The 23,160-nt window shown below is 62.5% G+C and carries 15 protein-coding genes, 2 tRNA genes, 3 rRNA genes and 1 riboswitch; of the genes, 12 read left to right on the forward strand and 8 right to left on the reverse strand.

Going from position 1 to position 23,160, the window contains the following annotated elements; genetic code table 11:
* Window positions 1-3: 3 nt before the first annotated feature.
* From CFB34_RS05775 to CFB34_RS05805, 7 genes are all read left to right on the forward strand, one after another.
* A complete protein-coding gene (locus tag CFB34_RS05775) occupies window positions 4-558 on the forward strand; it encodes a phosphonate degradation HD-domain oxygenase (protein ID WP_089441589.1) in 555 nt (184 codons plus the stop codon).
* A gap of 507 nt (window positions 559-1,065) precedes the next feature.
* Window positions 1,066-2,597: ribosomal RNA gene (locus CFB34_RS05780) — 16S ribosomal RNA — on the forward strand.
* A gap of 63 nt (window positions 2,598-2,660) precedes the next feature.
* Window positions 2,661-2,737 (forward strand) — tRNA-Ile (locus CFB34_RS05785).
* 44 nt (window positions 2,738-2,781) lie between these two features.
* Window positions 2,782-2,857: transfer RNA gene (locus tag CFB34_RS05790), tRNA-Ala, on the forward strand.
* A gap of 281 nt (window positions 2,858-3,138) precedes the next feature.
* A 23S ribosomal RNA gene (locus tag CFB34_RS05795) occupies window positions 3,139-6,020 on the forward strand.
* Between the two features lie 134 nt (window positions 6,021-6,154).
* Window positions 6,155-6,267 (forward strand): 5S ribosomal RNA (rrf, locus tag CFB34_RS05800).
* The 16S, 23S and 5S rRNA genes sit together here with 2 tRNA genes alongside, the layout of an rRNA operon.
* 659 nt (window positions 6,268-6,926) lie before the next feature.
* The gene (locus CFB34_RS05805; protein ID WP_089441606.1) at window positions 6,927-8,351 is read left to right on the forward strand and encodes a DHA2 family efflux MFS transporter permease subunit; all 1,425 of its coding nucleotides are present in this window, start codon (window positions 6,927-6,929) and stop codon (window positions 8,349-8,351) included.
* 274 nt (window positions 8,352-8,625) lie between these two features.
* Here the strand turns inward: CFB34_RS05805 and CFB34_RS05810 are convergent, their stop codons facing one another.
* From CFB34_RS05810 to CFB34_RS05820, 3 genes are all read right to left on the reverse strand, one after another.
* Window positions 8,626-9,369 carry a 2OG-Fe(II) oxygenase gene (locus tag CFB34_RS05810; protein WP_089441786.1) on the reverse strand — a complete coding sequence of 248 codons (744 nt, stop codon included), beginning with the start codon at window positions 9,367-9,369 and terminating at the stop codon, window positions 8,626-8,628.
* 363 nt (window positions 9,370-9,732) lie between these two features.
* Window positions 9,733-11,325, reverse strand: coding sequence for an inorganic phosphate transporter (locus CFB34_RS05815; RefSeq protein WP_089441607.1), 1,593 nt, complete (start codon window positions 11,323-11,325; stop codon window positions 9,733-9,735).
* Between the two features lie 185 nt (window positions 11,326-11,510).
* A complete protein-coding gene (locus CFB34_RS05820; RefSeq protein ID WP_089441608.1) occupies window positions 11,511-12,098 on the reverse strand; it encodes a histidine phosphatase family protein in 588 nt (195 codons plus the stop codon).
* A 45-nt stretch (window positions 12,099-12,143) separates the two neighbouring features.
* A riboswitch (cobalamin riboswitch) is annotated at window positions 12,144-12,286 on the forward strand.
* A gap of 32 nt (window positions 12,287-12,318) precedes the next feature.
* On the opposite strand from CFB34_RS05820, the gene CFB34_RS05825 reads away from it, so the two are divergent.
* Window positions 12,319-12,528 (forward strand): CbtB-domain containing protein, encoded by a 210-nt coding sequence (locus CFB34_RS05825; protein WP_089441609.1) that lies wholly within the window; start codon window positions 12,319-12,321, stop codon window positions 12,526-12,528.
* A 13-nt stretch (window positions 12,529-12,541) separates the two neighbouring features.
* Window positions 12,542-13,264: a CbtA family protein gene (locus CFB34_RS05830; protein ID WP_089441610.1), complete on the forward strand. Its 723-nt coding sequence runs from the start codon at window positions 12,542-12,544 to the stop codon at window positions 13,262-13,264.
* Window positions 13,265-13,286: 22 nt separating this feature from the next.
* Here CFB34_RS05830 and CFB34_RS05835 read toward each other — a convergent pair whose 3' ends face one another.
* Window positions 13,287-14,195, reverse strand: coding sequence for a LysR family transcriptional regulator (locus CFB34_RS05835; RefSeq protein WP_089433228.1), 909 nt, complete (start codon window positions 14,193-14,195; stop codon window positions 13,287-13,289).
* Window positions 14,196-14,323: 128 nt separating this feature from the next.
* Here CFB34_RS05835 and metE point away from each other — a divergent pair, with 128 nt between their 5' ends.
* Entirely contained in the window at window positions 14,324-16,618 is a 2,295-nt protein-coding gene (gene metE / locus CFB34_RS05840) for a 5-methyltetrahydropteroyltriglutamate--homocysteine S-methyltransferase (RefSeq protein ID WP_089441611.1), read from the forward strand.
* A 106-nt stretch (window positions 16,619-16,724) separates the two neighbouring features.
* Here the strand turns inward: metE and CFB34_RS05845 are convergent, their stop codons facing one another.
* The 3 genes from CFB34_RS05845 to speB form a co-directional block, all read right to left on the reverse strand.
* Window positions 16,725-18,227, reverse strand: coding sequence for a cytosine permease (locus CFB34_RS05845; RefSeq protein WP_089441612.1), 1,503 nt, complete (start codon window positions 18,225-18,227; stop codon window positions 16,725-16,727).
* Between the two features lie 172 nt (window positions 18,228-18,399).
* Window positions 18,400-19,725 carry an MFS transporter gene (locus CFB34_RS05850; protein ID WP_089441613.1) on the reverse strand — a complete coding sequence of 442 codons (1,326 nt, stop codon included), beginning with the start codon at window positions 19,723-19,725 and terminating at the stop codon, window positions 18,400-18,402.
* Window positions 19,726-19,779: 54 nt separating this feature from the next.
* Window positions 19,780-20,736, reverse strand: coding sequence for an agmatinase (gene speB / locus CFB34_RS05855; RefSeq protein WP_011353980.1), 957 nt, complete (start codon window positions 20,734-20,736; stop codon window positions 19,780-19,782).
* Window positions 20,737-20,876: 140 nt separating this feature from the next.
* On the opposite strand from speB, the gene CFB34_RS05860 reads away from it, so the two are divergent.
* Window positions 20,877-21,788, forward strand: coding sequence for a LysR family transcriptional regulator (locus tag CFB34_RS05860; protein WP_043181461.1), 912 nt, complete (start codon window positions 20,877-20,879; stop codon window positions 21,786-21,788).
* 135 nt (window positions 21,789-21,923) lie between these two features.
* Here the strand turns inward: CFB34_RS05860 and CFB34_RS05865 are convergent, their stop codons facing one another.
* On the reverse strand, window positions 21,924-22,388 hold the full coding sequence (locus CFB34_RS05865; RefSeq protein ID WP_046549763.1) for an Lrp/AsnC family transcriptional regulator: 465 nt from the start codon (window positions 22,386-22,388) through the stop codon (window positions 21,924-21,926).
* Window positions 22,389-22,522: 134 nt separating this feature from the next.
* Between CFB34_RS05865 and CFB34_RS05870 the strand changes: the two genes are divergently transcribed.
* A complete protein-coding gene (locus tag CFB34_RS05870) occupies window positions 22,523-23,149 on the forward strand; it encodes a LysE family translocator (RefSeq protein WP_089441614.1) in 627 nt (208 codons plus the stop codon).
* Window positions 23,150-23,160 lie beyond the last annotated feature (11 nt).

Here is a 23,160-nt window from a genome sequence, read left to right on the forward strand (position 1 = left end):
TGAATGGCATTGACGGTGGAAGAGATCCACGGGCTGTATCGCGAGCATGGCCATGTGGCCTATAGCGGCGAGCCGGTCACGCAGCTCGAGCACGCATTGCAGAGTGGATTGCTGGCCGAAGAGGCGGGGGCTGACGAAGCGCTGGTCGCGGCCGCGTTCCTGCATGACCTCGGGCATCTGCTGAATCGCCAGGGCGAGACGCCGAGCGCGCGCGGGATTGACGATCTGCATCAGTATTACGTGCTGCCGTTCCTGCGGCCGCTGTTTTCCGACGCGGTGCTGGAGCCGATCCGGCTGCACGTCGACGCAAAGCGCTGCCTGTGCCGCACGGACGCCGGCTACTTCGAGAGCCTGTCGCCGGACTCGGTGCGCAGCCTCGCGCTGCAGGGCGGCATCTTCAGCGAAGAGGAGACGGCGGCGTTCCTGCAGCGCCCGTTCGCGGAGGCGGCGCTGCGTCTGCGCCGCTGGGACGATACGGCGAAGGAGGAAGGCAAGGTGACGCCGGATCTCGATCACTATATGGAGATCGTCGCTCGCCAGGTGCGCGCGGCGGCCTGACGGTTCGGCGGCTTCCATATAAGGCCCCGCACGCGGCAGCGTGCGGGGCCTTATATTTTTCGAGAAACCCCTTGCGCAGATCGAAGAGGCTGCCTACAATCACGCCTCTTTCGCGCTAACGGAAACGCGGCGCGGGAGAAGGGAAGCAGGGTTGGCGGTGTGCTGGAGTCTGGAGCGCGCCACTGGCCTGGAAGTTGAGCCCCGCAGTCGCAACGATGCAGTGTAAAAAGTTGTTGACGAACTGCGAAACACGGTTCATAATCTCGCTTCTCTGCTGCTGAAAACGCAGCGCTGCCGGGAAACACGAAGTTCCTCGCAGAATGCTCTTTAAAAATTAACAGCCGATAAGTGTGGGCGCTTGATGAAAGCGAGCTGATCCTCGGATCAGATAGCGAAAGTATCAAGAGTCTCACACTAAAGTAAGTCAGGTTTATGAAGTGATTCATATTCCTGTCAGCTTTGAGTGAGCGACCGGTTCTTAACCGAACCGAAAACAGTAACAGGTTTAAACTGAAGAGTTTGATCCTGGCTCAGATTGAACGCTGGCGGCATGCCTTACACATGCAAGTCGAACGGCAGCACGGGTGCTTGCACCTGGTGGCGAGTGGCGAACGGGTGAGTAATACATCGGAACATGTCCTGTAGTGGGGGATAGCCCGGCGAAAGCCGGATTAATACCGCATACGATCTACGGATGAAAGCGGGGGACCTTCGGGCCTCGCGCTATAGGGTTGGCCGATGGCTGATTAGCTAGTTGGTGGGGTAAAGGCCTACCAAGGCGACGATCAGTAGCTGGTCTGAGAGGACGACCAGCCACACTGGGACTGAGACACGGCCCAGACTCCTACGGGAGGCAGCAGTGGGGAATTTTGGACAATGGGCGAAAGCCTGATCCAGCAATGCCGCGTGTGTGAAGAAGGCCTTCGGGTTGTAAAGCACTTTTGTCCGGAAAGAAATCCTTGACTCTAATACAGTCGGGGGATGACGGTACCGGAAGAATAAGCACCGGCTAACTACGTGCCAGCAGCCGCGGTAATACGTAGGGTGCGAGCGTTAATCGGAATTACTGGGCGTAAAGCGTGCGCAGGCGGTTTGCTAAGACCGATGTGAAATCCCCGGGCTCAACCTGGGAACTGCATTGGTGACTGGCAGGCTAGAGTATGGCAGAGGGGGTAGAATTCCACGTGTAGCAGTGAAATGCGTAGAGATGTGGAGGAATACCGATGGCGAAGGCAGCCCCCTGGGCCAATACTGACGCTCATGCACGAAAGCGTGGGGAGCAAACAGGATTAGATACCCTGGTAGTCCACGCCCTAAACGATGTCAACTAGTTGTTGGGGATTCATTTCCTTAGTAACGTAGCTAACGCGTGAAGTTGACCGCCTGGGGAGTACGGTCGCAAGATTAAAACTCAAAGGAATTGACGGGGACCCGCACAAGCGGTGGATGATGTGGATTAATTCGATGCAACGCGAAAAACCTTACCTACCCTTGACATGGTCGGAATCCCGCTGAGAGGTGGGAGTGCTCGAAAGAGAACCGGCGCACAGGTGCTGCATGGCTGTCGTCAGCTCGTGTCGTGAGATGTTGGGTTAAGTCCCGCAACGAGCGCAACCCTTGTCCTTAGTTGCTACGCAAGAGCACTCTAAGGAGACTGCCGGTGACAAACCGGAGGAAGGTGGGGATGACGTCAAGTCCTCATGGCCCTTATGGGTAGGGCTTCACACGTCATACAATGGTCGGAACAGAGGGTTGCCAACCCGCGAGGGGGAGCTAATCCCAGAAAACCGATCGTAGTCCGGATTGCACTCTGCAACTCGAGTGCATGAAGCTGGAATCGCTAGTAATCGCGGATCAGCATGCCGCGGTGAATACGTTCCCGGGTCTTGTACACACCGCCCGTCACACCATGGGAGTGGGTTTTACCAGAAGTGGCTAGTCTAACCGCAAGGAGGACGGTCACCACGGTAGGATTCATGACTGGGGTGAAGTCGTAACAAGGTAGCCGTATCGGAAGGTGCGGCTGGATCACCTCCTTTCCAGAGCTTCTCGCCAAGTTGAGCGCTCACGCTTATCGGCTGTAAATTTAAAGACAGACTCAGGGGTCTGTAGCTCAGTCGGTTAGAGCACCGTCTTGATAAGGCGGGGGTCGTTGGTTCGAATCCAACCAGACCCACCATTGTCTTGTCTGGCGGTAGGTACCTGAGGCAAATCTGTACTCATGGGGGCATAGCTCAGCTGGGAGAGCACCTGCTTTGCAAGCAGGGGGTCGTCGGTTCGATCCCGTCTGCCTCCACCAATCTTCAATGACAAGCATTCGACTTGAGTCGAATCTTTGTCATTGGCGATTGAGCCAGTCAGAGGATATCAACAGATATCGGCTGTCGTTCTTTAACAATCTGGAAGAAGCAAGTAATTTGGATAGCGGAAGCGTCTTGAGATGGACGTGGAAACTATCCGGGTTGTGATTGTATCGATGTATCTCAAGATGATTCGAACTCTATGTTCGACTTAAATTGGAATACGGCACAACGCGAGAACTCAACCTGTAGCGACTGTCGCGAGACAGACTCGTTATAGGGTCAAGCGAACAAGTGCATGTGGTGGATGCCTTGGCGATCACAGGCGATGAAGGACGCGGTAGCCTGCGAAAAGCTACGGGGAGCTGGCAAACAAGCTTTGATCCGTAGATGTCCGAATGGGGAAACCCACTCCTTTTGGAGTATCCATGGCTGAATACATAGGCCATGTGAAGCGAACGCGGTGAACTGAAACATCTAAGTAACCGCAGGAAAAGAAATCAACCGAGATTCCCAAAGTAGTGGCGAGCGAAATGGGATGAGCCTTGCACTCTTTATTTGTATTGTTAGCCGAACGCTCTGGAAAGTGCGGCCATAGCAGGTGATAGCCCTGTAGGCGAAAACAGTATGAAAGAACTAGGTGTGCGACAAGTAGGGCGGGACACGTGAAATCCTGTCTGAAGATGGGGGGACCATCCTCCAAGGCTAAATACTCGTGATCGACCGATAGTGAACCAGTACCGTGAGGGAAAGGCGAAAAGAACCCCGGGAGGGGAGTGAAATAGATCCTGAAACCGCATGCATACAAACAGTCGGAGCCTCGAAAGGGGTGACGGCGTACCTTTTGTATAATGGGTCAGCGACTTACGTTCAGTAGCAAGCTTAACCGTATAGGGCAGGCGTAGCGAAAGCGAGTCCGAATAGGGCGTTCAGTTGCTGGGCGTAGACCCGAAACCAAGTGATCTATCCATGGCCAGGATGAAGGTGCGGTAACACGTACTGGAGGTCCGAACCCACTAACGTTGAAAAGTTAGGGGATGAGCTGTGGATAGGGGTGAAAGGCTAAACAAACTTGGAAATAGCTGGTTCTCTCCGAAAACTATTTAGGTAGTGCCTCGTGTCTCACCTTCGGGGGTAGAGCACTGTCATGGTTGGGGGGTCTATTGCAGATTACCCCGCCATAGCAAACTCCGAATACCGAAGAGTGCAATCACGGGAGACAGACATCGGGTGCTAACGTCCGGTGTCAAGAGGGAAACAACCCAGACCGCCAGCTAAGGTCCCCAAATATAGCTAAGTGGGAAACGAAGTGGGAAGGCTAAAACAGTCAGGAGGTTGGCTTAGAAGCAGCCACCCTTTAAAGAAAGCGTAATAGCTCACTGATCGAGTCGTCCTGCGCGGAAGATGTAACGGGGCTAAGCTATATACCGAAGCTGCGGATGCGTGCTTTGCACGCATGGTAGGAGAGCGTTCCGTAAGCCTGAGAAGGTGCGTTGAAAAGCGTGCTGGAGGTATCGGAAGTGCGAATGCTGACATGAGTAGCGATAAAGGGGGTGAAAGGCCCCCTCGCCGTAAGCCCAAGGTTTCCTACGCAACGTTCATCGGCGTAGGGTGAGTCGGCCCCTAAGGCGAGGCAGAAATGCGTAGCTGATGGGAAGCAGGTCAATATTCCTGCACCATTGTTAGATGCGATGGGGGGACGGATCGCGGAAGGTTGTCCGGGTGTTGGAAGTCCCGGTCGCTGCATTGGAGAAGGCGCTTAGGCAAATCCGGGCGCGTAATTCAAGGGTGTGGCGCGAGCTCCTTAGGGAGCGAAGCAATTGGAAGTGGTTCCAAGAAAAGCCTCTAAGCTTCAGTCTAACGATGACCGTACCGCAAACCGACACAGGTGGGCGAGATGAGTATTCTAAGGCGCTTGAGAGAACTCGGGAGAAGGAACTCGGCAAATTGGTACCGTAACTTCGGGATAAGGTACGCCCTTGTAGCTTGACTGGCCTGCGCCAGGAGGGTGAAAGGGTTGCAATAAACTGGTGGCTGCGACTGTTTAATAAAAACACAGCACTCTGCAAACACGAAAGTGGACGTATAGGGTGTGACGCCTGCCCGGTGCCGGAAGATTAAATGATGGGGTGCAAGCTCTTGATTGAAGTCCCGGTAAACGGCGGCCGTAACTATAACGGTCCTAAGGTAGCGAAATTCCTTGTCGGGTAAGTTCCGACCTGCACGAATGGCGTAACGATGGCCACACTGTCTCCTCCCGAGACTCAGCGAAGTTGAAGTGTTTGTGATGATGCAATCTACCCGCGGCTAGACGGAAAGACCCCATGAACCTTTACTGTAGCTTTGCATTGGACTTTGAACCGATCTGTGTAGGATAGGTGGGAGGCTATGAAACCGGAACGCTAGTTTCGGTGGAGCCGTCCTTGAAATACCACCCTGGTTTGTTTGAGGTTCTAACCTTGGCCCGTGATCCGGGTCGGGGACAGTGCATGGTAGGCAGTTTGACTGGGGCGGTCTCCTCCCAAAGCGTAACGGAGGAGTACGAAGGTACGCTAGGTACGGTCGGAAATCGTGCTGATAGTGCAATGGCATAAGCGTGCTTAACTGCGAGACCGACAAGTCGAGCAGGTGCGAAAGCAGGTCATAGTGATCCGGTGGTTCTGTATGGAAGGGCCATCGCTCAACGGATAAAAGGTACTCTGGGGATAACAGGCTGATACCGCCCAAGAGTTCATATCGACGGCGGTGTTTGGCACCTCGATGTCGGCTCATCTCATCCTGGGGCTGTAGCCGGTCCCAAGGGTATGGCTGTTCGCCATTTAAAGAGGTACGTGAGCTGGGTTTAAAACGTCGTGAGACAGTTTGGTCCCTATCTGCCGTGGGCGTTGGATATTTGAAGGGGGCTGCTCCTAGTACGAGAGGACCGGAGTGGACGAACCTCTGGTGTACCGGTTGTCACGCCAGTGGCATCGCCGGGTAGCTATGTTCGGAAGAGATAACCGCTGAAAGCATCTAAGCGGGAAACTCGCCTTAAGATGAGATATCCCTGGGAACTAGATTCCCTTGAAGGGTCGTTCGAGACCAGGACGTTGATAGGTCAGGTGTGTAAGCGCAGTAATGCGTTCAGCTAACTGATACTAATTGCCCGTAAGGCTTGATCCTATAACAAGTCTGTTTCGGCTCCATGCGATGTGAGCCAGGACTGGTTGGATTCTCGTGTGTGATACACACAACTCAAAATTACTGCTTCTTCCAAGATTGGTTGTGCTGCGAAGCCAGCGCAACAACCCTCTTTGCCTGATGACCATAGCGAGTCGGTCCCACCCCTTCCCATCCCGAACAGGACCGTGAAACGACTCTACGCCGATGATAGTGCGGATTCCCGTGTGAAAGTAGGTAATCGTCAGGCTCCCTAAGCCAAAAACCCCCGCCTGAAAGGCGGGGGTTTTTGCATTGGCGCGGCGGAAATGCATGGGGGCGCGTAGTGGACGGCCTAGCCATATCCACGCGCCGAATGTGTCGATTCAGACGCCTGCCGTTCCCGAGAGCTCGCAGCTCCCGGCACGCCAATCGGCCAGTATCACCCGCGATCCATTGGCCTATTGCTGCCATCTCCGATCAAGGCGGCAATTTCTCTCTCCGGCGCCTGGGTTAGTCTTGAGCGATCTACAACTCGGTGCCACCGACATCTCCCGGTGCGCTCGCTACATCAATCGACACGCAGTGAGTGTTCATCTAACGTCGAACCATCCATAAATGGCCCAACAATGGCCGACGATGAGCGATGTTTGTCGAAAATTGCCGGAAATTGATAAGTCTGGACGAAAGCCCTCCAGACCATCCACTGGTCATTCGACACGTTGCGTCAACATGATCATCGACGCACGCAACGCAAACAGCGCTAAATCATCATAAAAAATCTATGCGCATAAAGTCCATTCGCGCGACATGCCCTACAGAGCGGCGTGCAAGCCCTTCGAGGTAATATCACCATTCGTCCCGATTCCCGATGCTTCCAGGCATCCGTTGGCGGTCGGGGTCCGCCGTCTTCCGTCTCCCGCACCGTTCATGACTGACAGCCCTGCCCAAAGTGGTCGGACGACCGACTTCTTGCCGTATCTCGTCGCCGCAACGTTCTTCATGGAGTACCTCGACACGACCGTGATCGCGACCGCGCTGCCGCAAATGGCGCGCTCGTTCGGTGTCGGGCCGAATGCGCTGAGCCTCGGGATGACGGCCTACATGCTGGCGCTGGCAGTGTTCATCCCGATCAGCGGCTGGATTGCGGACCGGTATGGCTCGCGCACGGTGTTCGCCAGTGCAATCGTCGTCTTTACCGGTGCATCGGTGCTGTGCGGGTTGTCCGAAGGTGTCGTGACCTTCACCGCTGCGCGCCTGCTGCAAGGCGTCGGCGGGGCGATGATGGTGCCGGTCGGGCGCATGATCGTCGTTCGCAGCACCGAGAAGGCGAAGCTGATGCGCGCGATCGCGACGATCACGTGGCCAGGCATCGTCGCTCCTGTCGTCGGGCCGCCGATCGGCGGCTTCATCACGACCTATGCATCATGGCGGTGGATCTTCCTGCTGAACGTCCCGTTCGGCATTGCCGCACTGGTCTGCACCTGGCTGATCGTCCGGAACACGCGGGCCGACGAGCAACGACCGCTCGACTGGGTTGGCTTCGTGCTCGCCGGGGGGGCGCTGACCTGTCTGCTGATCGGCACCGAAGCGGCCGGCCAGCAGGACGTCCACTTTACGCGCGCAGCCGTTCTGGTGGGCGCGAGCGTGCTGTTCGGCATCGCCGCCTGGTGGCATGCGAAACGTTGCGCGCATCCGCTGCTCGACTTCACGACATTGAAAGTGCCGACGTTCTCGGTGACCGTGATGACCGGGTCGATCACGAGGATGGCCATCAATGCCGTGCCGTACCTGCTGCCGCTGCTGTTCCAGATCGGTTTCGGGCTGTCGCCGTTCCAGTCCGGCCTGCTGCTGCTCGCGAGTGCGCTCGGCAATCTCGGGATGAAGGCGGGAACGTCGTGGATTCTCGACCGCTACGGCTTTCGGCGCGTCGCACTCGTCGACGTGACGATAGTCGGCCTCTTCACGATCGCATGCGGCTGGCTGACTGCATCGACGCCACTGGCGATCACGCTGCTCGTCGTATTCGTCTACGGACTGACGCGGTCGATGCAGTTCACGACGCTCGCGACGCTCGCCTATGCGGATATCCCGGCCCAGCAGACAAGCGCGGCCAGCACGCTGTGGAGCGCTGCTCAGCAGATGACGATCGGGATGGGCATTGCGTTCGGTGCGTTGTCGCTTCGACTCGCGGCGTTGGTAAGGGGCGATGAGGCCGGCATGCACTACGTACTCGACGACTTTCGCTGGGCGTTCGCCGCAGCGGGCGTGCTCGCGTTGCTGACGTTGCCGGGCTATGCTCGGCTCGCCTCCGATGCGGGCGACCGGCTGCGGGCAAATGTGGCGCGCGGGTAGGCCGGGTTTCCCGTCGACTGCGTGCCGCGGCAGGTGAGCGTATGGGCGCTCTGTCGCTCACTCCAAATATCGGCCCAGCGTGCAGCGACGGTTTGACGAGAAACGAAAAGGTCATCTGTCATGGCGGCTGACTGAACTGATCGCGTGGTGATACCTGTTCGCGAAGAGCCCTGATCGATCACGCGCGATTGGCCCGTCGGATGCGCAGCATGTCCCGCGAGAATGCGCCTGCGTGGCGGATGGCGCGGCAGCGTCGTGCTCGTTCCGTTAGCCGTCACTGCGCGTCATGGAAGATGATGCCGACCGTGTGGCGATGGCCGCTCCGAATCCGGCTGACGCCGTGACGCAGGTTGACGCGATAGACGCCGCGCGTTCCCTGCACGGGCCTGCCGTGCACGGCGAAGATGACGGCGTCGCCTTGTGTCAGCGGCACCACTTCCGCGCGCGACTGCATGCGTGGTCGCTGTTCCGTCAGCACGAACTCCCCACCCGTGAAATCGCGGCCAGGCGCCGACAGCAGGATCGCGACCTGGAGCGGAAAGACGTGCTCGCCATACAGGTCCTGATGGAGGCAGTTGTAGTCGTCGGCGTCGTATTGCAGGATCAGCGGCGTCGGTCGCGTCTGTCCTGCCGCGTGGCAGCGATCGAGGAAGGTCGCGTGGTTTGCCGGATAGCGGACGTCGATTCTGAGTGCCTTGTTCCAGCGATTCGCGATGGGCGCGAGATGCGGGTAGAGCGTCGCGCGCAGCTCGGCGACGACCGCGGGGAGCGGATACGCGAAATACTTGTATTCACCGCGACCGAAGCCGTGCCGCGCCATCACGACGCGCGAGCGATAGAGCGCATCGTGTGGATAGAGCGATGCGAGCGTCGCGCATTCGCTGGCCGAGAGCAGACCCGGCACGCGCGCGCATCCATAGCGATCGAGATCGGCATCGACAGTCGTCCAGTCGATCGCGTCGACGCGTTGCGCAATTTCCAGTGATTCGACGGCAGGTTGCAGGTCGGCAATGTTCACGGGCATACCTCGGTTCGTCAGCGATGTGGCGCCATGCAGTCGTGCGGAATGCTTCGGGCACGTCGTCCGCACGGTCGAGTCCACGGTAAATGTTGATGAACCCAGTCTACGGATGTCGATGCGCCGGCGCGCTCCAGATCTTGCGCTTCAATTCGGGAAAGGGAGAGGGTGAGCATTCGCGACGGCATGGACGCACCGAATGCCTCGACGAGTCGAATTGGAGAGACGGAGAGACGGAACGGCGGGACGGCGGAACAGCGGAGCAGCGGAACAGCGGAACAGCGGAACAGCGGAACAGCGGAACAGCGGAACAGCGAGGCCAGCAGGTAGCCGGCTCCTCCCGGCCACCCGCTGCATTACCGCTTACGCCACCGACCGGAACAGCCAGTAGAGCCCGCCGGCAAGCACGATCGACGCCGGCAGCGTCAGCACCCACGCCAGCACGAGGCTGCGCACCGTGCCCCACTGCAAGCCCGATCCGTTCGCCGCCATCGTGCCCGCGACGCCCGACGACAACACGTGCGTCGTCGACACCGGCAATCCGTACACGTCGGCCGCGCCGATCGTGAGCATCGCGACGAGTTCGGCCGATGCGCCCTGTCCGTACGTCAGATGCTGCTTGCCGATTTTCTCGCCGACGGTCACGACGATCCGCTTCCAGCCCACCATCGTGCCGAGGCCCAGTGCGATCGCGACCGCCACCTTCACCCACGTCGGAATGAACTTGGTCGCGTGGTCGAGCTGCTTGCGATAGTTGTCGATCGCGAGCTTGTCGTCGGCGGCGAACGCGGGCCGGCCGGACTTCTCGATCAGGCGGATGGCTTCGGAGACCAGATACATCGTGTTGCGCACGTTGTCGACGTCGCGTTGCGGCACGGCCGCCATCGAGCCCGATGCACCGACGGCGGTGGCGAGCGATGCGGACAACTGCTGTACGGCGGGGATCACGGCCGGCGTCAGTTCGCGATGCTGTACGTAAAGCTCGACGTCGGCACGCGGGTTCGCGGACGGTGCAACGCCGTTCGTGTACTTCCCGAACGTCGCGGCGGCCTGGTTCGCGACCGCCACGAAGGTCTGCGTCTCGGCCGGTGTGACGGCCTTGTTCAGCGCATAGGCAGTGGGCACCGTGCCGATCAGGATCAGCATGATGAGCCCCATCCCTTTCTGGCCGTCGTTCGAGCCGTGCGCGAACGACACGCCCGTGCAGGTCAGGATCAGCAGGCAACGAATCCAGAACGGCGGCGGCTGGTCCTTCGGCGGCTCCTTGTACAGCTCAGGAATCCGCACGAGGGTTTTCAGCACGAGCAGCAGCAGCGCCGCGCACAGGAAGCCGACGAGCGGCGAGAGCAGCAGCGACTTGCCGACGCCGAGCGCCTGGCCCCAGTCGACGCCGCTCGTGCCGGACGGCCCGTGCATCAGCTGGTTCATCAGCCCGACGCCGATGATCGACCCGATCAGCGTATGCGAGCTCGACGACGGCAACCCGAAATACCAGGTCGCGAGGTTCCAGACGATCGCGGCGATCAGCAGCGCGAACACCATCGCGAAGCCCGCACCGCTGCCGACCTGCAGGATCAGCTCGACCGGCAGCAGTTGCAGGATGCCGAACGCGACGGCGCCGCTCGAGATCATCACGCCGAGGAAGTTCCACAGGCCGGACCAGATCACCGCGACGTTCGGTGTCAGCGAGTGCGTATAGATCACGGTGGCCACCGCGTTCGCGGTGTCGTGGAAACCGTTGACGAATTCGAAGCCGAGCGCGATCAGCAGCGCGGCGCCGAGCATCAGGTACGGGAACAGCGATCCTTCGCGCATCGGCGACAGATCGTCGATCAGGTGCGTGGCGATATAGATCGCACCGATCGCGAGCACCAGCAGGAAGACGGCGTAGCCGAGCTGCCTGGTGCGCTCGACGGAACCCGAATTGTTCGGGGCAGATGAAGCAGGCTGATTCATGACGGTATCTCGTAAGGGAACCGCGACCGATCCTAGCTTCGGCTAGCAGTCAGTTTGATGACAGCAGGGACAACGAACGTCGTGTCTTGCAACGATGTAAGGTGAACATCGCCAGGCAATTGCGATACGACGCGACCCGTCGGCTCGTGTCGTGCCCGATATGGCGAACGCGACACGGCAGGCGGCTACGCCGCAGTGTCGCGCCGGTCGTCGGCGGCGATCAACGTCCATCCGTGCGGCGACGCAGCGAATGTCGTGCACGACAGTGGTGCGACGTCGATGCGGATTGCCGCGCCGGGATCCATTCGCAGCGCATGCGCGACGGCCGCGCGAACGAGCGGCGCATGCGTGATGGCGACGATGTCGCGGCCGTGTTGCAGCGCGTTCAACCATGTGCCGACGCGGCGCATCGCTGCATCGAACGATTCGCCGCCATGCGGCGACGCGGAGGGATCGCCGATCCACGCGGCCACTTCGTCAGGCAGGTCGCGTGCGAGGTCGTGCAGCCGCTTGCCGCGCCAGTTTCGGTAATCGATGTCGCGCAGCGCGTCGTCGATGTCGGCACGCAGGCCGAGCGCATCGGCGGTCTGCACCGCACAGCGGGCCGGGCTGCACAGCACGCGCGCGCCGGTCACGCGTGCCCACCGGTCGTGCAGCGCCGCGGCGTCGGCGAGCCCGTGCGCGTCGAGCGGGTCGTCGTCGGGAAACGTACCGGTGCGCATTGCCCGGGTCGAGGCGTGCGCGATCAGGCGCAGCGAGGCAGGCATGTTCATGTCGTTGTTCGGATGATCCGGGACGAGTGAATGCGATCGCCGGTCGCCGCTTCAATACGCGAACGTTCGCGCGTACAATTCGCCCGATACGAAACGCGGAAGCCGGTGCAATTCCGGCGCGGTCGCGCCACTGTAACCGGTGATCCATGATCCCGGAAGCCAGACCTGCCTTCGTACCCATCCAACATTTGTCGGGGCGCGATTCCCCTGAGGTGCATCCATGAGCGAAGCAGTGCTGAAGCCGGCGGTCGTGCCGGCACCCATCCCCGTCCGCGAACTGTTGCCGTGGGCCGTGTTCGCCGGCCTGATCCTGTTGCTCGCGCTGTATTTCGTCGGTGCGGAACAAGGCGCGACGTCGCTGGTGCCGGGCATGTATGTCCACGAGTTCGTCCACGACGGCCGCCATCTGCTCGGCTTCCCCTGCCACTGACGCGGAGTTCACGATGGTCGGAAAGCTGCTCATGCGCGGGATGCTCGCAGGCATCGCCGCAGGCCTCCTCACGTTCGGTTTCGCGAAAATAGTCGGCGAACCGCAAGTCGATCAGGCAATCTCCTTCGAGGAAAAAACCGAAGCCGCCCGAGGCGAAGCACCGGAACCCGAACTGGTCAGCCGCCACACGCAAGCCGGCTTCGGTCTGCTGACGGGCGTCGTGACCTACGGCGCGGCATTCGGCGGGCTGTTCTCGCTCGTCTTTGCCTATGCGTATGGCCGAGGCAGCCGTCTCCCGGCACGGCCGCTGGCTGCGTGGCTCGCGCTGGCGTCGTTCGTCTCGCTCGTGATCGTGCCGAACCTCAAGTACCCGGCCAATCCGCCGTCGGTCGGCGACCCCGACACGATCGGCTATCGCACGGGGTTGTTCTTCCTGATGATCGCGATCTCGGTCGCGACGATGGTGTTCTCGGTCAGCGTGCGCCGCCATCTGCTGGCGAAGCTCGGGCAGTGGAACGCGTCGATCGTCGCCGGGCTCGTGTTCGTCGCGATCATCGCGGCCGTGCAGATCGGGTTGCCGTCGGTCAGCGAGTTGCCGGCCGAGTTCCCGGCGGCCTTGCTGTGGAAGTTCCGCGTGGCGGCCATCGGCATGCAGGTGATCATGTGGACGACGATCGGCCTGCTGTTCGGCGCGTGGGTCGAGCGCGGCGAACGCATCGGCATGCGCGCCGCCTGACGCACTGCGCAACGAAGCGCGCCTAGCGCAGCATGCGCGGCGCGCTCCACGTCGATTCGCGCGCGAGCGCGACGAACGCGGCCAGATAGTCGATCGATGCATCTGCTTCGCGGATGCCGAGGAAGATCTGCTTCGCGATCCCTTTCTTGCCCAGCTTGACCGGCACGACCGGCATCCGGTCCGCGTATTCGTCGGCAAGCCATCTCGGCAGCGCGGCCACGCCGCGCCCGCTCGCCACCATCTGCAGCATGATGTCGGTCGTCTCGATCGACTTGTGTCGCCTCGGCACGATGCCGGCTGGCGTCAGGAACTGGTTGTAGATGTCGAGCCGGTCGGTTTCGACCGGGTAGGTGATCAGGATCTCGTCGGTCAGCTGCTCGGGCGTCACGTAGTCGGCGTTCGCGAACCGGTGTGAATCGGCGACCACCAGCACCTGCTCGTAATCGAACACAGGGTCGAAGCGCAGGCCCGGCTTGTTCAGCGGATCGGGCGTCACGAGCACGTCGATGTCATAGCCGAACAGCGCGCCGATGCCGCCGAACTGGAAGCGCTGCTTCACGTCCACGTCGACGTCGGGCCAGCGCGACAGGTAGGGCGACACGACCTTCAGCAGCCACTGGTAGCACGGGTGGCACTCCATCCCGATGCGCAGCGTGCCGCGCTCGCCCTTCGCGTACTGCTTCATCCGCTCCTCGGCGAGCTCGAACTGCGGCAGCAGCCGGTGCGCCAGCTTCAGCAGATACTGCCCGCCCTGCGTGAGCCGCAGGCCGCGACCCTCCCGATCCCAGATCGGCGTGCCGAGCTGCTGCTCGATCTTCCGGACGGTATGGCTGAGCGCCGATTGCGTGAGGTGCAGCGCATGGGCGGCCGCGGTCAGCGAGCCCTGGCGCTCGACCTCACGAATGACGACGAGATGGAATCGTTCCAGCATGGATATCGCTCGCGCAACAAATACATGAATAACTTTAATGGATGAATGAAATAATGCCATTTTATTTCATGGTTTGAAATCCCTATCATGGCTCCCGGACATTCAATTTCTCTTCTGGACGGCAGCTCATGGTCACGACACACAACCTCGGTTTTCCGCGCATCGGCGCGAAGCGCGAACTCAAGTTCGGTCTCGAACGCTACTGGAAAGGCGAATCGTCGCGCGACGAGCTGAAGGCGCTGGGCGCCGAGTTGCGCCAGCGTCACTGGAACGACCAGCGCGGCCTGGACCTGGTGCCGATCGGCGACTTCGCGTTCTACGATCAGGTGCTCGACATGAGCTTCACACTCGGTAACCTGCCGAAGCGCGTGCAGGGTTTTCACGGCGACGTGCTCGACAACTATTTCCGCGTCGCACGCGGCCGTTCGGCGCAGTCGGCGGACGCGCATGCCGCGTGCTGCGGCGGCGTCGCGGCCGGTGAAATGACGAAGTGGTTCGATACGAACTACCACTACATCGTGCCGGAATTCCACGCGGACACGAACTTCTCGCTCGACCCGTCGCGCCTGCTCCAGCAACTGGCGGAAGCGCAGGCGCAGGGCGTGGCCGCGAAGCCGGTGATCCTCGGCCCCGTCACGTATCTGTGGCTCGGCAAGGCGAAGGACGATTCCGACCGCCTCGCACTGCTGCCGAAGCTGTTGCCCGTGTACGGCGCGCTGCTCGACACGCTGACCGCGCAGGGCGTCGAATGGGTGCAGATCGACGAGCCGATCCTCGTCACCGAACTCGACGACGAATGGCAACAAGCGTTCAAGACCGCATACGCCGCGCTCGAAACGCGCCGCATCAAGGTGCTGCTCGCGACGTATTTCGGCCAACTGCAGGGCAATCTGGCGCTCGCGAGCTCGCTGTCGGTCGACGGCCTGCATGTCGATGCGATCAACGCACGCGATGACGTCGACGCGCTGGTGCGTGACCTGCCGGCCGGGCGCGTGCTGTCGGTGGGCGCGATCAACGGCCGCAACATCTGGAAGACCGACCTGAACGCGACGCTCGACTGGCTCGAGCCGCTCGCGAAGCAACTGGGCGATCGCCTGTGGCTCGCGCCGTCGTGCTCGCTGCTGCACGTGCCGGTCGATCTCGCGAGCGAGGAGAAGCTCGATGCGGAAATCCGTTCGTGGCTCGCGTTCGCGCTGCAGAAGCTCGACGAGCTGAAGGTCCTCGCGACCGCACTGAACGAAGGCCGCGACAAGGTGGCCGACGCGCTGGCCGCGAACGCCGCCGCGATTCATTCGCGTCGCCAGTCGCCGCGCGTGAACAACTCGGCGGTGAAGGCCGCGATCGCCCGGATCGACGCGCAGCTCGGCAACCGCGCGAGCCCATATCCGCAGCGCGCGCGGAAGCAGTCGGCACGCCTGAACCTGCCGGCGTTCCCGACGACGACGATCGGCTCGTTCCCGCAGACCGGCGAAATCCGTCAGGCCCGCAGCCAGTTCAAGGCCGGCGCGCTGGATGAAGCCGGTTACCGCGCGGCGATGCAGGCCGAGATCGAACGCAGCGTGCGCGAACAGGAATCGCTCGAACTCGACGTGCTCGTGCACGGCGAAGCCGAGCGCAACGACATGGTCGAGTACTTCGGCGAGCAGCTGGACGGCTACGCGTTCAGCCAGTTCGGCTGGGTGCAGTCGTACGGTTCGCGCTGCGTGAAGCCGCCGATCCTGTTCGGCGACATCAGCCGACCGAAGGCGATGACGGTCGAATGGATCACGTACGCGCAGTCGCTGACGAACAAGCCGATGAAGGGCATGCTGACCGGCCCGGTGACGATCCTGAACTGGTCGTTCGTGCGCGACGACCAGCCGCGCTCGGTGTCGTGCTACCAGCTTGCGCTGGCGATCCGTGAAGAAGTGCTCGATCTCGAGAAGGCCGGCGTGCGCGTGATCCAGATCGACGAGGCCGCACTGCGCGAAGGGCTGCCGCTGCGCCGCGCGCAGTGGGGCGAGTACCTGAAGTGGGCGGTCGAATCGTTCCGCATCGCCGCGAACGGCGTGCAGGACGATACGCAGATCCACACGCACATGTGCTATTCGGAGTTCAACGACATCATCGCGTCGATCGCCGACATGGATGCGGACGTGATCACGATCGAGACGTCGCGATCGGACATGGAGCTGCTCGACGCGTTCGACACCTTCAAGTATCCGAACGAAATCGGGCCGGGCGTGTACGACATTCATTCGCCGAACATCCCGACGCAGGCGCACATCGTCGGCCTGATGAAGAAGGCGGCCGAGCGGATTCCGGCGGAACGCCTGTGGGTGAACCCGGACTGCGGCCTGAAGACGCGCCAGTGGGCGGAAGTGATTCCGGCGCTGACGAACATGGTCGCCGCCGCGAAGACACTGCGCAACGCGGTGCAATAACGCGAGCGGGTTGCGTGCCGGCCGCCGCGCTCGATGATCGGGCGGCGCGGCCGGCGGCGCGACTTATGCCGTGACGGGCTGGCCCGGTGTCACTGGCAGTGCGTGATCATGCGCGCTCGTGTTCGAGGGGCCCGGCGAGCGTTTCAGGTGAGGGCGTCTCGGCAATGATGCGGCGTTCGCGTGCGAGGTCGAGCGACCGCGACAGCAGCCAGTACGCCGCACCCGCGACCACCAGGCCGACGAGCCACGCGATATCCACACCGCCGAGCAGGCGAGCGAACGGTCCGACGAAAATCTCGCGGTTCGCCTCGGCGTCGAAGATGTAGAAGAACGGCACCATCGCCGCGAAGCCGACGAGGTAGGCGACGATGCCGCGCGGTTGCCACGCGCCGTAGAGCCCGTTCGACATGAAGAAGTGCGCGATCGCATAGTGACCGCGGCGCACGAAGAAATAGTCGACGAGATTCACGGCGGTCCACGGCACGAGGAAGTAGAGCATCAGCGTGAGGAACGTCTGCAGCAGCGCGATGCCGTTGCCGCGGATCGCGAATACGCAGGCCAGCACGAACGTGCTGATCGCGATGATCGATGCGACGCGCGCGCGGCGCGTCGGCCGGATCGGCACGATCGAATCGACGGCGGTCAGTACGGTCAGCATCGCGCTGTACGCGTTGAGCGCGATGATCGGCAGGAAGCCGACCAGCGAGACGATCGCGATCAGCTTGCCGAGGCCCGGCACGAGCGACGTGCCGACGTCGTTCATCGCGACCAGCGCATCGGCCGCATGCAGCTTCTGCGCGAGCCACGCGCCGAGGCCGATCATCCAGGTGCCCGACAGCGACGCGCCGGCGAAGATCACGGCGATCAGCTTCGCGCGGCTCGTGTTTTTCGGCAGATAACGCGAATAGTCCGACACATACGGGGCATATGAAATGTTGTAGCTCGCGGCGATCGCGAATTGCGTTGCGAACGCGATCCAGCTGAAGCCCGGAGCGGCAACCGGTGCAACGGTAGTGGGTGCCGGCGTCGCATGGCCGAGCGCGAGTGCGAGTGTCACGAGCGCATAGAGCGGCAGTGTCGCGATCAGCGCCCATGTGAAAGTCCGATGCATCAGGTCATGGCCGTAGATGGCGAGCAGCGCACCCGTCGTCACGGCGGCGACGGCGACGAAGCCGCCATCGATGCCGAATACGTTGTGCACGCCGTCGACCATCAACGACACGTTGACGACATTGAAGCCGACGAACACGAACAACGTCGCGAGCAGCGCGACGATCACGCCGCGATAGCCGAACTGCGCGCGCGACTGGATCATCTGCGGCAGCCCCATCTCGGGCCCCTGCGAGCCGTGAAACGCCATGAAGATCGTGCCGAACATGATCCCGAGCGCGCCCGCGAGCGTCGTCCAGCCGGCGGACAGGCCCATGCCGGGCCCGACGAAGCCGATCGAGATCGTGAAGAAATGGAAGTTGCCGAGGAACCAGAACGGGCCCTGGCTGGCGAGCTTCGCGTGGCGCTCGTGTTCGGGAATGTAGTCGATCGAGTGGTGCTCGATCGCAAGGCCGGCCGATTCGGTGCGACCGAGATCGAGCGTGTCGGGGCGGGTCATGACGAGTTGTCTCCTTGGTCGTGCGCGGTTCGGCAGAGCGACCGCGTGCGCCAGCCTGCCGCGACGTCTGCGTGGCAAGCGATGAATAGCGTGGAACCGGGAGGCGGTGCGATGCACCGCCGAGGCGTACAACGAAAAACGGGCAGGCGAGGCACCTGCCCGTTGCGAGCGGTTACGCGGTGCGTGCGCCGCGCGGCAGCGGCGTTTCCTTCTGGTTTGTCGCACCCGCATCGTCGATGCTCACGCGGCGCGAGATCAGCCACACGCACAGCGACGACAGGATCGCGGCGCTCGTGTACTGGAGCGCGAGCGGCCACCATTGCGGCGCGGTGTTCTGCGCAATGATGGTCGCGACGAGCGGCGTGAGGCCGCCGGCGAGCGCGCCGCACACCTGGTACGCGATCGAGATCGCCGTGTAGCGGATGCGTGCGACGAAGATGCCGCTGACGAAGCCCGCGACCACCGAGTAGTAGCCCGATTCCGCGAGCGTCGCGAGGCCGACGCCGACCGTGATCGACAGCGGCGTGCCCATGTGCACGAGCGGCAGCATGACGAACGGGACGATCGCGGCCCAAGCCCCGGTGATCAGCAGCACGCGCGTGGTGCCGAAGCGCTGCGCGAGGAACGCGGCCGCGAGCTGCACGACGAACTGCAGCACGGCGACGATCGTCATGCAATGCAGCACCATCGACCGGTCGAGCGACAGGAACTGCGTCGCGTAGCTGATCATGAAGATGTTGCTGAAATACACGCCGGCGATGCCGTACACGTTCGCACCGATCGCGAGCAGCAGCAACGGCCAGTACTTGAGCGCTTCGCGCAGCGGCTTTTGCGCGATGTTGCCGCTCTTCTTGACTTCCTCGAACTCGGGAGACTCGGACACGCTCGCGCGGATCACGAAGCCGACGATCAGCAGTACGGAGCTTGCCAGGAACGGCACGCGCCAGCCCCAGCTCATCATGTCTTCCTTCGACAGCGTGCTGATCGCGCCGAACGCGAGCATCGACAGGATTAGGCCGCTCGCGCTGCCGAGCTGCGCGAACGACGCGAAGAACGTGCGCTTGCCTTCCGGCGCATGCTCGCCGGCGAGCAGCACCGCGCCGCCCCATTCGCCGCCAACCGCGATGCCTTGCAGCACGCGCATCAGCACGAGCAGGATCGGGGCGATCACCCCGGCTTGCGCATGCGTCGGCAGCAGGCCGATCGCGACGGTCGACACGGCCATCAGCATCAGCGTCGCGAGCAGCGAGCGCTTGCGGCCGAAGCGGTCGCCGAGGTAGCCGAACATCACGCCGCCGAGCGGCCGTGCGAAGAAGCCGACCGCGAACGAGCCGAACGACGCGAGCAGGCTGATGAAGCGGTTTTCGCCGGGGAAGAACAGCGGCCCGAACACGATGGCGGCGGCGGTCGCGTAGCTATAGAAGTCGTACCACTCGATCGTGGTGCCGACGAACGACGCGAGCGCCGCCCGCTTGGGTTGCTTGACGGAAGTCCCCATCTTTATGTGTGCTCCTCTGAATCCTCTGATTTGGAATAGGTGGCGGCGCGGGGATCAGTCTCGGTACGCGACGCCCGGCAGTACGCACAGCAGCTCGTACGCGAGGTTCGCGCCGAGCAGCGCCGTGGTGCCGAACGGGTCGTACGGCGGCGCGACTTCGACGAGATCGCAGCCGACGATGTTCAGCCCCTTCGCGCCGCGGATGATCTCGAGCGCCTGCGGCACCGTGAGGCCCGCGATTTCCGGCGTGCCGGTGCCCGGCGCGTAGGCCGGGTCGATGCCGTCGATGTCGAAGCTGATGTAGACGGGCGTATCGCCGACGCGTGCGCGCACTTCTTCCATCAGCGGCGCGAGCGACTTGTTCCAGCATTCCTCGGCCTGGACGACGCGGAAGCCCTGCTCGCGGCACCAGTCGAAATCCTCGGCGGCGTAACCGGTGCCGCGCAGGCCGATCTGCGTGACCTTGTCGCCGTGCAGCAGGCCTTCCTCGACCGCGCGGCGGAACGGCGTGCCGTGCGCGATCTTTTCGCCCATCATCGTATCGTTCACGTCGGCGTGTGCATCGACGTGGATCAATGCAACCTTGCCGTGCTTGCGGTGGATCGCGCGCAGGATCGGCAGCGCGATCGTATGGTCGCCGCCGAGCGTGATCGGCTTGCAGTCGTGCTCGAGGATCGCGTCGTACGCCGCTTCGATGCGCGCGATGGAGTCGTGCAGGTTGTACGGATTGATCGCGACGTCGCCGATGTCGGCGATCTGCAGCGAATCGAACGGTGCGGCGCGCGTGGCCATGTTGTACGGGCGCAGCAGCACGGATTCGGTACGGATCTGGCGCGGGCCGAAACGCGCGCCGGTGCGGTTGGAGGTGCCGAGATCGAACGGCACGCCGACGAAACAGGCGTCGAGGCCTTCGGCGCTCGCCACGTGCGGCAGGCGCATCATCGTCGCGATGCCGCCGCAGCGCGGCATTTCATTGCCGCCGAGCGGCTGGAAATGGGTGTGGTCGTTCATGGGGCTGTCTCTTCCGATGTGGGGTTGCCGTATCATGCGACGCGGCTTGACGCACAGTTTTACGCGCTCGGCCCGGAAAGAAGAATGCGAAGATATCGACGTAAACATCGATTTTCATCGATGTATGGAAGGGGATGAATGTGCTGGGGAATCTGTCGACCCTCGATCTGCGGTTGATCCGCGTGTTTCTCGCGGTCACGGACGCGGGCGGCGTCTCGGCCGCGCAGGCGGTGCTGAACGTCGGGCAGTCGACGATCAGCGCGCAGCTTTCGTCGCTCGAGACGCGGCTCGGCTACCGGCTCTGCGAGCGCGGCCGTAGCGGCTTCCGGCTCACGCCGAAGGGCGAGCGGTTTCACGCGATGAGCCGCAAGCTGCTCGCCGCGCTCGACGAATTCGGGATGGCCGCGCGGCACATGGACCGCCAGCTGGTCGGCACGCTGCACATCGGCCTGATCGGCCATACGCCGGTGAGCCAGAACGCGCGGATCGCCGAGGCGATCGCCGCGTTTCGCACCCGCGACGAGGCCGTGCGTTTCTCGATTTCCGTGCGCGCGCCGGGGGATCTCGAGGAGAAGCTGCTGAGCGACGAGATCCAGATCGCGGTCGGCTACTTCTGGCACCGGGTGCCGTCGCTGCACTACACGCCGCTGTTCATCGAGCGCCAGGTTGCGTACTGCGGGCGCGGCCATCCGCTGTTCGACGGCGCCGGCGCGCTGACGCCGGCCGACGTCGCGGGCTTCGAATGGGCGTGGCGCTCGTATCCGCTGCCCGAAGCGCAGATGTCGACGACGCCCGACCGTGTGACCGCGACCGCCGACAACATGGAGGCCGTCGCGCTGCTGATCCTGTCCGGCCACCACCTCGGCTACCTGCCGCAGCACTTCGCGGCGCCTTACGTCGCGCAAGGGTTGCTCACGCCGCTCAATCCGGAGCAATTGCGCTACGACGTGACGTTCCACATGGTCGTCGCGCGCAACGGGCGCGGCAATCCGCTCGTGGAAGCGTTTCTCGAGGATCTCGAACGCGCGCACCAGCCGCCCGACATCGCATAGGCTGCCGGTCTCAACAATGTGGGCGAGTGTTGCGGCGGCGCGGCCCGACTCGGCCCGACGCGGTCCACATCGATTGGCGTCGACGTGACGGACCGGGCGACAGGATCGGCTTGCGGGTGCCGTCGCCCGCCGGCATCACGGCACCGGCAGCCCCGCGTCGTGCTTGACCTCGCGCAGCGACAGCGCCGATTCGATCGACGTCACGCCCGGCAGCATCCGCAGCGATTCGCGCAGGAACGTGCCGTAGTCGTCGAGATCGCGCGCCACGACCTGCAGCAGATAGTCGGCCGTGCCCGCCACGTTGTGGCACGCCAGGATCCGCTCGATGCCAAGGACTTCCCGCTCGAAGCGGTCGGCGGTCTTGCGATCGTGCGTCGCGAACCGCACGAGCACGAATGCGACGACGCCGAAACCGAGCGCCTGGCGTGACAACTGCGCGCGGTAGCGCTCGATGTAGCCGTCGTTTTCGAGGCGCTTCAGGCGCCGCGCGCAGGGCGTCTCGGAAAGGCCCACGGAATCGGCCAGGCGCGCGATCGGCAGGCGGCCGTCGCGCTGCACCGCGGCAAGGATGGCGCGGTCGGTTTTGTCGAGTTCGGTCATGTTGGCGGAATCCTTTTATGGATTGCATGATTGTGGCGGATTCCCCTACGGATCGCCAATCCTGAACCAAAGATGGCCAATAATCCCTCGCACTCTGGCGGCAACATATCGTCGTAAGAGGACAGGGGCAGACCATGATTTCCACGCATTTGCTGTTGATTTATCTCGCCGCGCTGGCGGCCATTTACGCGGTGCCGGGGCCGGACATGGCACTCGTGCTGCAGACCAGCATCGGCCGCGGCGTGCGGCCGGGGATGGCGGCGGCGGCCGGCCTGTCGCTCGCGCGCACCGCGCACGTGACGCTGTCCGCCTGCGGCGTCGCGGCGCTGATTCGCAGCGCGCCGTGGCTGTACGAAGTGATCCGCTACGGCGGCGCGCTCTATCTCGCCTATGTCGCGATCCAGGTGTTCCGCTCCCCCGTGTTCGCGCTCGGCGACGGCGATGCGGCGGCCTCGGCGGACGCGCTGCGCCAGTCGTTCGTGAAGGGCTTGCTCACCAACCTGCTGAACCCGAAGGCGCTGCTGTTCTGCTCGGTGCTGCTGCCGCAGTTCGTGCGCCCGGAGGCCGGGCCGGTCGTATTGCAGATGTTCGAGCTGGGCGCGCTGCTGGTGGCGGCCGGCGTGTGCTTCGACCTCGCGTGCGTGTTCGGCGCGTCGCGGATCGCCGCGTGGATGCGCGCGCATCCGCTCGCGCAGACGGTGCAGCGCTGGACGTTTTCCGCCGCGCTGATCGGCTTCGCGCTGCGACTGTCGATGGACTGAGACCCGATGCG

It is taken from the genome of Burkholderia sp. HI4860 (genome assembly GCF_002223045.2).
Lineage (GTDB): Bacteria > Pseudomonadota > Gammaproteobacteria > Burkholderiales > Burkholderiaceae > Burkholderia.

Bases quoted from the DNA above. Each gene is read 5' to 3' on its own strand.
- CFB34_RS05775 (WP_089441589.1), top strand. From the start codon at position 4: ATGGCATTGACGGTGGAAGAGATCCACGGGCTGTATCGCGAGCATGGC.
- CFB34_RS05805 (WP_089441606.1), top strand. From the start codon at position 6,927: ATGACTGACAGCCCTGCCCAAAGTGGTCGGACGACCGACTTCTTGCCG.
- CFB34_RS05815 (WP_089441607.1), bottom strand. From the start codon at position 11,325: ATGAATCAGCCTGCTTCATCTGCCCCGAACAATTCGGGTTCCGTCGAG.
- CFB34_RS05820 (WP_089441608.1), bottom strand. From the start codon at position 12,098: ATGAACATGCCTGCCTCGCTGCGCCTGATCGCGCACGCCTCGACCCGG.
- CFB34_RS05825 (WP_089441609.1), top strand. From the start codon at position 12,319: ATGAGCGAAGCAGTGCTGAAGCCGGCGGTCGTGCCGGCACCCATCCCC.
- CFB34_RS05830 (WP_089441610.1), top strand. From the start codon at position 12,542: ATGGTCGGAAAGCTGCTCATGCGCGGGATGCTCGCAGGCATCGCCGCA.
- CFB34_RS05835 (WP_089433228.1), bottom strand. From the start codon at position 14,195: ATGCTGGAACGATTCCATCTCGTCGTCATTCGTGAGGTCGAGCGCCAG.
- metE (WP_089441611.1), top strand. From the start codon at position 14,324: ATGGTCACGACACACAACCTCGGTTTTCCGCGCATCGGCGCGAAGCGC.
- CFB34_RS05845 (WP_089441612.1), bottom strand. From the start codon at position 18,227: ATGACCCGCCCCGACACGCTCGATCTCGGTCGCACCGAATCGGCCGGC.
- CFB34_RS05850 (WP_089441613.1), bottom strand. From the start codon at position 19,725: ATGGGGACTTCCGTCAAGCAACCCAAGCGGGCGGCGCTCGCGTCGTTC.
- speB (WP_011353980.1), bottom strand. From the start codon at position 20,736: ATGAACGACCACACCCATTTCCAGCCGCTCGGCGGCAATGAAATGCCG.
- CFB34_RS05865 (WP_046549763.1), bottom strand. From the start codon at position 22,388: ATGACCGAACTCGACAAAACCGACCGCGCCATCCTTGCCGCGGTGCAG.
- CFB34_RS05870 (WP_089441614.1), top strand. From the start codon at position 22,523: ATGATTTCCACGCATTTGCTGTTGATTTATCTCGCCGCGCTGGCGGCC.